Below are 9,276 nucleotides of genomic sequence, written 5' to 3'. Positions count from 1 at the left end.
GGCGGGGAGTTCGGGCCGCAGTGGCACCAGACCGCGATCCGCGAGAACAAGCAGCGCACCTGGGATGATTTCATCGCGGTCGCCGATGATCTGGTGAAGCGCGGCTTCACCAAGCCGGAGCATCTCGGCATTCAAGGCGGCTCGCAAGGGGGCCTGCTGGTCGGCACCGCCTTCACCCAGCGGCCCGACCTGTTCGGCGCGGCGATCGTGCAGATCCCGCTGTTCGACATGCTGCGCTATCACGTGATCGGGCGCGGGGCCTCGTGGATCGGCGAATATGGCGATCCGCGCATCCCCGAACAGCGCGCCTGGATCGAGGGCTATTCGCCCTATCAGAAGATCGTCGCGGGCGTCGAATACCCCGAGCCCTTCTTGTGGGCCTCGACCGCCGATGACCGCACCCACCCTGCGCACGCGCGGAAAGGTGCGGCCAAATTGAAGGCGCTCGGCCAGCCCTATTACTACTTCGAGGACACCACCGGCGGTCACTCGGGCGGGGTCGACAATGACCAGCGCGCCAAGCTCCAGGCGCTGCAATTCGTCTACCTGATGAAGCGTCTGATGGACGAGAAGCCCGCCAAGTAGGCACGCCTTCGCGGCCACGAAAAGGGGCGGCTCCACGCAGGTGGAGTCGCCCCTTTCTCGTTAACGCCGACAGGCAACGTGGCTGCCTGTAAAGGGGCCCGACACTTGGCATTCCGTTCGTCGCGCACACAGCACGGAGCGTTTCATCAACGCCTCGCTAACCATCTCCGGCAAGGTCTGGTTAGGGCCGCGCGTCAACAGTCAGGCCATCGGGTGCGATGACACAGACTCTAACGACAGGAGCATCACCGATGGCCTATGACCGGAACATCTCGATTGCCGATGCGATCAAGAGCTACAACGCCCTGCCCAAGCACCACCGTGTCCACTGGTCCAAGGCCAGGAAGGACGAGGTCGTGCGCGCGGTGCGCGAGGGAACGATCAGCTTTCACGAGGCGCGCGAGCGCTATCTGCTGAGCCGCACCGAGTTCGAACAGTGGCAGGCGGATTACCTTGCCACCGCGGGCGAAGTGGAACGCACCCAGGACGCTTGAGCGTTTACGGCGCAGCGACCGGGATCAGCACCTCGTTGCGGCGCAGCGGGCCAGGGATCATCGGCGCATCATAGAAGGCAAATTCGGCCTCACCCGCGGGCATCAGCCGTGCCTCGCGCATCCAGTCGCGCAGCCGCGCCTCCATCAGCGCCAGATCGGAGCCCGAACCGTTCCCTGAAAAGCGCACCGCCGCCATTCGCCGCGCCGGGGTCTGGGCAAGCGTGATGTCGTCGGGCGCAGGCGGCAGGGTGTCGAGGGTGTATTGCGATGGCATGACGAAGCGCATGCGCCACTGCCCGGGGCGGGTCTCGTCTTGCAGCACCGGCGCGGTCATGGCGATCTTCTCGCCGCCCTCGGGGCGATCCTGGGCGAAGATATAGGCGGCGAGCCTGCGGAAACTCGCCCCGCTGGCGCTTTCGCGGGTACCGACATTGCTGACCTCGGCGACCACCAGTGCGGGGTAATCGCGCAGTTCGAAATCCCCGTCGGCGCGCACCATGGCGAAATCGGGCTGCTCGGTCTGGCGATACTGGGCGTAAGCGGCCGCGGCACCGACTGCGGCAATCCCTGCTCCGGCGGCGATCCAGCGGGCGGTTTTCATGGGCAGTCTCCTTCGCAAGTGTTCTTGCCCTATCTACGTTACAAGGCGGCCCGCCGTTCCGGCGTTCGTCGGCTTGCCGCGTCGCCCTATCGGGTGGGTGCGTCGAAATCGGCGGGCTTGTTCGCGATCCAGGCGATGAACTTGGCGATTGCGGGGTTGTCGCGAATCTTCTCCGCGTCCTCACCGATGCGCGCCAACTCGTTGTTGGTGAAGTTCGCGTGGATGGTCTTGTGGCAGATCGGGTGGATCGGCACCTTGACCTTGCCCTTCTTCGCCTTGGGCACCGGGTGATGCCACTGGACGATATCGCCGAGCGGGCGGCCGCAGAGCCAGCAGGTGAGGGTTTCGGGATCGTCACTCATTACCCGGAGAGTCCGCTCTGATGGTTTCGTCGGTGAAAAGATTGCCCTCGTTTTCCCAGATGGCGTTAGCAGCCTCGTTCCGGATTGGGAGCATATCGGGGTCTTCGCACAGCTTCATATCGAGGAACTTGCCCCCGCGCTCGATCACGATCCCATCGCTGAATGCGGGGCGGTTGCCGTTCTTGTCGAACCCGGTGCGGACCATACGGCTGAAAACGATGTAGCGCGTGTCACCGTTGACGAAGGCGATCTGGCCCTCCCCGCCGCCGGAATACATCGTATAGGCGTAGCTGCCCCCGTTCAGTTCGAGCTCGGACGTTGCGCCGCCGAAGCGGTAGCGCCCGTACCACTCGCTCACGCCGCACACGGCGACGCGCTTGCCGTCTTTGAACTTGCAGGCAAAGATCGGGCTTTCGTCCGCCGGGCAGACGGCGGCGGCGTTTCGCTTTTGCTCCGCCGAACGCGCGGCAAAGAGCGGATCAACGCTGGCAGAAGCGAGAGAAACGGCGGCTTCGGGGGCTGCGGCCTTCTCCGCCACCTGCCCCCCGCACCCCGCCAGCAGCGCAAAACCCGCAAGACCGAGCGCCCGCGCTCTCACCCCTTTTTCTCCGCCGCCTTCTTCTTCTTCATCGCGTCATGGAAACGGTCGGCCCAGCCGTCCTTGACCAGCTGTTCGGCGCGCACCATGCGCAGTTCGCCCGGAGCCACATCGCGGCTGACCGCCGAGCCGGCCGCGACGATCGCATCCGCGCCGATGGTGACGGGCGCGATCAGCGACGAGTTCGAGCCGATGAAGGCCCCCGGGCCGATGACCGTCTTGTACTTGAAGTAGCCGTCATAATTGCAGGTGATCGTGCCCGCGCCGATATTCGCGCCCGCGCCGATGGTTGCATCGCCCAGATAGGTGAGGTGGCTGGCCTTGGCACCCTGCCCCAGCACCGCGTTCTTCACCTCGACGAAATTGCCGACGAAGCTGTCCTCTTCCAGCACCGCGCCGGGGCGCAGGCGGGCAAAGGGGCCGACCTTGACGCCGCTGGCCAGCGAAGCGCCCTCGATGTGGCTGTTCGCGCGGATCAGCACCTTGTCGGCGACGTGCACGCCGGGGCCGAAGAAGACATTGGGCTCGATCGTGACATCGCGGCCCAGCTGCGTGTCATGGGCGAAGAACACCGTCTCGGGCGCGATCAGGGTTGCGCCCTCGTCCATCGCTCTCAGCCGCCGCGCCGCCTGCCAGCGCGCCTCGGCCGCGGCGAGTTCAGCGCGGGAGTTGATCCCGGCGACCTCGTCGGCATCTGTTTCGATCACCACCACCCGGTCGCCTCGCGCAATGGCGTTGGTGGCGACGTCGGGGAGGTAATACTCGCCCTGCGCGTTATCATTGCCGACCGCTTCGAGCAGCGGCCACATGTCGTCCGAATGGGCCACGATCAGCCCCGAATTGCACAGATCGGTGGCGCGTTCCTCAGGGGAAGCGTCCTTGTATTCGACCATCTTGCGCACCATGCCATCGGCATCGGCGATGATCCGGCCATAGGCCAGCGGATCGGCGGGACGGAAGCCCAGCACCGCGACCTTGGCCCCGCCCTCGAGCGCGGCGAACAGACGGCGCACGGTATCGGCCTTCACCATCGGGCAATCGCCGAAGCACACCAGCACCAGCCCCGTGAAATCGGCGAGCGCGCTCTTGGCCTGAAGCGCGGCGTGCGCCGTGCCCAGCTGCGGCTCCTGCAGGGCGACAGCGACATCGCGGCCCACAAGCGCCTTGGCCAGCTGCTCATGCCGGTCGCCCGCGACCACCACGGTGCGCGCAAGCTCTGCCTCGGCGAGGCTGTCGAGCAGGTGCAGGAGCATCGGCTTGCCCGCGATTGCGTGCAGCACCTTGTGCGTGTCGCTCTTCATCCGGGTGCCCTTGCCCGCAGCAAGGATGATGGCGGCAAAGGGGGTGGTCGTGGTGGTCATGCGCATGTCCTTAGGGAAAGGCGCGCTTGCCAGCAAATGCTTGCAGATTGAAGTAGGTTGCGCCACCCGCGCGCTCACTTCTGGAGAGACCATGACGGACATCCCTTTCGGCGCCATCGGCTTCGACCTTGACGGCACGCTGCTCGACACCTTCCGCGATCTTGGCGCGGCGGTGAACCATGCGCTGGTGCTGGGAGGCTTTGCCGCGGTCTCGGTCGAGACCTCCAAGGATCTGATCGGCGGCGGCGCAAAGATCATGCTCGCCCGCGCGATCGAGGCGCAGGGCGGCGTGGCCGAGGACGAGTTCAAGCGGCTCTACAAGGCGATGCTTGCGTTTTACGAGGCGCACAACGCGGTCCACACCGTGCCCTATCCCGGCGTGCGCGAGGGGCTGGCGGAGCTGGAGGCACGCGGCGTGCGCATGGCGGTGGTCACCAACAAGTTCGAGGCCTTTGCACGCAGCGTGCTCACCCAGCTCGACCTCATCGACCAGTTCGAAACCGTGATCGGCGGCGACACCATGGGCAAGGGGCCAGACGGCCAGTTCCTCGCCAAGCCGCACCCTGCCCCTGTGTTAAGGGCGCGCGAGGTGCTGGGGGGCGGCAGCTTCGTGTTCCTAGGCGATTCGACCTATGACGTGCGCAGCGCCAAGGCGGCGGGCGTGCCGGTGATCGCGGCGGTCTATGGCTATTGCGACCGCCCCCCTCACGAGCTTGGCGCGGACGCCGTGATCGATTCGTTCGAAGGCCTGATTCCGGCCCTCGAGGGCCTCGCCCGCACTGCCTGACCCTACGGCACAGCCCCCTGCCCTTTCCGCTGTTGCAAGGCGGCTACGAAAGTGCCACGCAGCGCGCCGCAGATCGGTTTACGCAGGCGTAAAGCGCGCCGCACTTTTGGACAGGAGAACACCCATGACCATCAGCTTCAAGGACAAGGTTGCCATCGTCACCGGTGCAGGCGGCGGGCTCGGCAAGGCTTACGCGCTCGAACTCGCCCGCCGCGGCGCGAAGGTCGTCGTCAACGACCTCGGCGGATCGCGCGATGGCACCGGCACCTCGGACGCCGCGGCGCAGGTCGTCGCCGAGATCGAGGCGATGGGCGGCGAAGCGGTCGCCAATGGCGGATCGGTGACTGAGTTCGAACAGATGGAAAAGATGGTCGCCGACGCCAAGCAGAAGTGGGGCGGCGTCCATGTGCTGATCAACAACGCGGGCGTGCTGCGCGACAAGACCTTCGCCAAGATGGAGCCGGCCGACTTCGAATTCGTCGTCAAGGTCCACCTCACCGGCTCGGCCTTCGCCACCAAGGCGGCGTGGGAGACCATGCGCGAGCAGGGCTATGGCCGCATCCTGATGACCGCGTCCTCGACCGGTCTGTTCGGCAATTTCGGCCAGGCCAATTACGGCGCGGCGAAGCTCGGCCTTGCGGGGCTCACCAAGACGCTGGCGCTCGAAGGCGCGAAGTACAACGTGCGCTGCAACACCCTCTCGCCGGTCGCGGGCACCCGCATGACCGAAGACCTGTTCCCCGAGGAAGCCTTCAAGCTCTTCGCGCCCGAGAACGTGGTCCCGGCCGCGCTGTTCCTCGTGTCTGAGGACGCGCCGACCAACGCCATCGTCGGCGCAGGGGCTGGTGGCTACCACTCCTCGTGGACGGTGATGAACGACGCCGTGTGGCTGCCGGAAGAAGACCGCACCCTCGAAGGCTTCGCCGCGCGCTGGGAGGAGATCAACTCCTTCACCAACCTCATCGCCCCGCAATCGGGCAGCGAGCAGTCGGGCAACATCCTGCGCGCGATGCAGAAGGTCACCGGCACCGGTCCGACCTCGGCGCGCGGCTAAGAGCCCGCAGGCCTCTCAAAAGTCTTGAAAATCTGGCGCCTCCGTGCAGAAATGCACGGGGGCGTTTCGCATGGGTCGCGGCGCCCGCATGGGGGGCAATCGGATGCAGACCGGAAACCTGCGCACCTTCGCGCTGCTGGCGACAATCGGGGCGTGGATGGTTTTCGCGCTCTCGCTCTTGTGCGTAGTGATGACTGGACTGTCGGTCGCTTACCGCGATCCTGGCAACGAACTCGCCCCGCTGCCCGCAGCAGTGGCGCTGATAGCCATCGCTCTCAATCTCACTTTCCTCGCATCGGTGGTTCCTGTGCTGCTGTGGACCTACACCGCCCACGCCAACCTGCGCGCGGCGGGGATCAAGGGCCTGCGCCACTCCCCCGGCTGGGCGACCCTCAGCTTCTTCGTGCCGGTCGCCAATCTCTTCGTGCCCTTCGTGGCAATGCGCGAACTAGCCAACCGCAGCGCCGGCGAGCCCGAGGAATTCGCAGGCTCCTCGGTCGACGATGTGTCGAGCTGGTGGAGCTGCTGGGTGGTCTCGGCGATCGTGATGACGATCGTGATGCTGACGCTCTTTGTCGACGCGCTGCCGGGTATCTGGGTGACCACGCCGCTATGGGCCGTGCTGGGCCTGACGCTGTTCGGCCAGCTGCTGTTCGCCGGCGCGGCGTGGTTCCTCATCAAGGTGCTGCGTCAAGTGACCGACAATCAGGTGAACGGTGCGGTCGACCTCGGCGTGTTCGAGTAGCGCGCGCGGGCAACTGACCGCAAATCGCACACTGGGCCATCACCCGCCATGCCATCTAGTGTATTGACACAGTAACACACTTAATGTAGCTCTCCAATCATCAGATGATGCATTGGGAGGCACGGCCAATGGATACGCTTACCGCCCTGCCGAAAAATTCACCACATCCGATCCAGCGCCTGATCATCATTGCGCTGGCGAGCCTGTTCATTTTCTACCACGTCACGATGTTGTCCGACTTCGTGCGTTGGCATGATCAGACCAGCAACGCGCTCTATAACTGGGTGCAGGCAGCCCTGCGCGTGGGAATCATCGCCAGCCTCACCCTTGTGGTTCTGGGGAAACGCTTTGCGCTTTGGACGATGTGGTTCAGCATCGGCAGCCTGATCGTGACCCATTATTGGGCGCATTTCGGCATGGTGGAGGCAGACTTCACCATCGGTCGCCATCCGCTTTCCTATCTCAAGGGCCTGATCATGCCCTCGATCGTCACCATGGCATTCTTGTACCGAGGGCGCTGAAGCGGAATTTGCCGCCTACTCGTCCACCGCCTTCAGCAACCGCCGCTCCATCGGCGCGAGGACATTCGCGAGGTCATGCCCGCGCTTGAGCACCTGCCCGTGCTCGCCGAACAGCGTCCACATCCCCTGCTTGCCGCGCAGCGCGGGGCGCTTCTCCACCCGCGCCTGCGGGCGTTCGGCAGCGCGGCGGAAGGCGGCGAAGGTGGCGGCGTGGCGGGTGAAGTCCATCGCGTAGTCGCGCCATTCTCCGGCGGCGACCATCCGGCCATAGAGGTCGAGAATGCGCATCAGCTCGGGCCGTTCGAAGCCGACCTGATCGGCACCGCCGCGGCCGGGGAAGGGAACCACCTGTCCGGGGCTTCCCCCCGGCGATTGTGGTGCAGCCATCCTCGCCCTCAGTCCTTGGTGCCGCTCTTGCGCAGCCGCGCCGGGACCGGCTGTGCAGGCGCCTCGCGCTCGGCGAGCATCGCCTTCATCAGCGCCATTTCCTCGCGCATTGCTGCCATCTCGGCCTCGAGCTTCTCGACGCAGTCGCCGCGCGGGCGGCCCTTGTCGTCGCAGGGCGGATCGTCGCAGGGCGTGCCATAGGGGATGAACTCGCGCAGCCATTCCTCGGCCGGCACCAGCGTGGAACGGGCCTTGAGGCCTATCATCGTCGCGCCCGCCGGCACATCGTCGGTCACCACCGCATTGGCCCCGACGCGGGCGCGCTCGCCGACGACGATGGGCCCGATGATCTGCGCGCCCGAACCAATGATGACATTGTCCTGAAGCGTCGGGTGGCGCTTGCCGCCCTTGCCGTTGGTGGGATTGGTGCCGCCCAGCGTGACGCATTGATAGATCGTCACATTGTCACCGATCTCGGCGGTCTCGCCGATCACGACAAAGCCGTGGTCGATGAAGAAGTTCTTCCCGATGCTTGCGCCCGGGTGGATGTCGATCGCGGTCAAGAGGCGCGAAAAATGGTTCACGAAACGCGCGAGGAAATACATCCGCGCCTCGAACAGCCAGTGCGCGATACGGTGGAAGCCGAGCGCCCAGACCCCGGGATAGAGCAGGATCTCCCAGCGCGAGCGCGGCGCGGGGTCGCGGGCACGGATCGAGTCCAGATAGCTGATCAGCCGGTCAAACATCGCCTCGCTTTTCCCACCAAAGCGCGTCCGATGCAATCGGGAGCGCGCGACCGCTAGAACAGCCGCCGCTGCTCGGGCCCGTGCAGGGCCTCGAGCGCGGCGCGCCACACAGACATGGTGGCGGGCGTCTGACGTTCAAGGGAGATGCGGTCGATTGTCGCCACCAGCGCCTCGATCGCGGCAAAGCTGCGCTCCGTGCGCGGGACGAGGTAATCGGCCGCACCCTCGGGCAGGCTGAGCCCGCGCGCCTCGGCCTGAGCGAGGATCAGCTCGCCCGCCATCACATCCCCGGGCGCGCCGATTTCGAGTGCAAGCGATCCGCCGATGCGCGAGGCAAGGTCGGGAAGCGCGATCCGCCATACGCCCTCGCGGCCCGCATCGGCGACCAGCAGCAGCGCGCCGCCCTCTCGCGTGCCGCCCTGCTGAACGGCGTTCCAGGCGTGGAACAGCGCGGTCTCATCCACGCCTTGCGCATCGTCGATCACCTCGAGGGCATCGCCATGCAGCCCTTGCGCCCAACGCGCGAGCAGGCTCTTGCCCGAACGCGGCGGGCCGGTGAGGACGGCAACGTGGAACGGCCAGCGATCGGGATGCTGGAGCGCCTCGATGACCTGCGCGTTGGCTTCACCCACCACGATCCGCCGCGCGGCTCCACTGGCGGACAGGGGCAGGGCTATCTGGGACGGCTCGCCCATCGCGGGACGCAAGGCCCTAGCGGCTGATGGCGAGCGCGTTCGCCCCGCGCCGCACGCTGAACCCGCGCGCTTCGAGCGCGGCGGCAAGCTCTTCGAGCGATCCGGCATAGGCGACGCTCATCACCGACGTGCCGCCGATCGCGGTACTGGTGACGCCCACGCCGCGCACGCCGCCGGTGGAGCGCACCGCGCCGAGCGCCGCGTCGAAGGCACCGGCATCGGGGCTCGCGAACTGGACTGTGATGTTGCGCACTGCGACCTCGCCGGGCTCGATCCCGGTGACGGGCAGCGCCTCGATACGCGGCGCCTCGCCGGCGGCCGCTGCTGCCGCGGCCGACTC

At 66.2% G+C, this 9,276-nt stretch carries 13 protein-coding genes and 1 pseudogene; 6 read left to right on the top strand and 8 right to left on the bottom strand.

Annotated features, from left to right (window positions below; genetic code table 11):
* Both NBV68_RS14365 and NBV68_RS14360 read left to right on the top strand, forming a co-directional pair.
* Positions 1–585: prolyl oligopeptidase family serine peptidase (locus tag NBV68_RS14365; RefSeq protein WP_296310877.1), on the top strand; the 585-nt coding region annotated here is incomplete at its 5' end.
* Positions 586–836: 251 nt separating this feature from the next.
* The gene (locus NBV68_RS14360) at positions 837–1,079 is read left to right on the top strand and encodes a DUF1153 domain-containing protein (protein ID WP_296310876.1); all 243 of its coding nucleotides are present in this window, start codon (positions 837–839) and stop codon (positions 1,077–1,079) included.
* A gap of 4 nt (positions 1,080–1,083) precedes the next feature.
* On the opposite strand, the gene NBV68_RS14355 is transcribed toward NBV68_RS14360, so the two are convergent.
* From NBV68_RS14355 to glmU, 4 genes are all read right to left on the bottom strand, one after another.
* The gene (locus NBV68_RS14355) at positions 1,084–1,680 is read right to left on the bottom strand and encodes a heme-binding protein (protein ID WP_296310874.1); all 597 of its coding nucleotides are present in this window, start codon (positions 1,678–1,680) and stop codon (positions 1,084–1,086) included.
* Between the two features lie 86 nt (positions 1,681–1,766).
* Complete coding sequence (locus NBV68_RS14350) at positions 1,767–2,042, bottom strand: HNH endonuclease (RefSeq protein WP_296310873.1); 276 nt, start codon at positions 2,040–2,042, stop codon at positions 1,767–1,769.
* Complete coding sequence (locus tag NBV68_RS14345) at positions 2,035–2,580, bottom strand: hypothetical protein (RefSeq protein ID WP_296310872.1); 546 nt, start codon at positions 2,578–2,580, stop codon at positions 2,035–2,037. Before NBV68_RS14345 ends, NBV68_RS14350 begins: the two co-directional genes overlap by 8 nt.
* A 56-nt stretch (positions 2,581–2,636) precedes the next feature.
* Positions 2,637–4,001, bottom strand: a complete 1,365-nt coding sequence (gene glmU, locus NBV68_RS14340) for a bifunctional UDP-N-acetylglucosamine diphosphorylase/glucosamine-1-phosphate N-acetyltransferase GlmU (RefSeq protein ID WP_296310871.1) — start codon at positions 3,999–4,001, stop codon at positions 2,637–2,639.
* Between the two features lie 91 nt (positions 4,002–4,092).
* Between glmU and NBV68_RS14335 the strand changes: the two genes are divergently transcribed.
* From NBV68_RS14335 to NBV68_RS14320, 4 genes are all read left to right on the top strand, one after another.
* The gene (locus tag NBV68_RS14335; protein ID WP_296310869.1) at positions 4,093–4,788 is read left to right on the top strand and encodes an HAD hydrolase-like protein; all 696 of its coding nucleotides are present in this window, start codon (positions 4,093–4,095) and stop codon (positions 4,786–4,788) included.
* A 124-nt stretch (positions 4,789–4,912) separates the two neighbouring features.
* Positions 4,913–5,842: an SDR family NAD(P)-dependent oxidoreductase gene (locus NBV68_RS14330; RefSeq protein WP_296310868.1), complete on the top strand. Its 930-nt coding sequence runs from the start codon at positions 4,913–4,915 to the stop codon at positions 5,840–5,842.
* A 103-nt stretch (positions 5,843–5,945) separates the two neighbouring features.
* Complete coding sequence (locus tag NBV68_RS14325) at positions 5,946–6,587, top strand: DUF4328 domain-containing protein (protein WP_296310867.1); 642 nt, start codon at positions 5,946–5,948, stop codon at positions 6,585–6,587.
* Between the two features lie 128 nt (positions 6,588–6,715).
* Positions 6,716–7,108, top strand: coding sequence for a hypothetical protein (locus tag NBV68_RS14320; RefSeq protein WP_296310866.1), 393 nt, complete (start codon positions 6,716–6,718; stop codon positions 7,106–7,108).
* A gap of 15 nt (positions 7,109–7,123) precedes the next feature.
* Here NBV68_RS14320 and NBV68_RS14315 read toward each other — a convergent pair whose 3' ends face one another.
* From NBV68_RS14315 to NBV68_RS14300, 4 genes and pseudogenes are all read right to left on the bottom strand, one after another.
* Positions 7,124–7,495, bottom strand: a complete 372-nt coding sequence (locus tag NBV68_RS14315; protein ID WP_296310864.1) for a DUF2794 domain-containing protein — start codon at positions 7,493–7,495, stop codon at positions 7,124–7,126.
* 8 nt (positions 7,496–7,503) lie between these two features.
* On the bottom strand, positions 7,504–8,241 hold the full coding sequence (epsC, locus tag NBV68_RS14310) for a serine O-acetyltransferase EpsC (protein ID WP_296310863.1): 738 nt from the start codon (positions 8,239–8,241) through the stop codon (positions 7,504–7,506).
* A gap of 53 nt (positions 8,242–8,294) precedes the next feature.
* Entirely contained in the window at positions 8,295–8,936 is a 642-nt protein-coding gene (locus tag NBV68_RS14305; RefSeq protein ID WP_296310861.1) for an ATPase, read from the bottom strand.
* 16 nt (positions 8,937–8,952) lie between these two features.
* Positions 8,953–9,276: pseudogene (locus NBV68_RS14300) on the bottom strand (heavy-metal-associated domain-containing protein); the annotation flags it as partial.

Origin of the sequence: Erythrobacter sp. (assembly GCF_023653175.1) — a bacterium.
Taxonomy (GTDB): domain Bacteria; phylum Pseudomonadota; class Alphaproteobacteria; order Sphingomonadales; family Sphingomonadaceae; genus Erythrobacter.
This window is presented reverse-complemented; position numbering and strand designations above follow the sequence as displayed.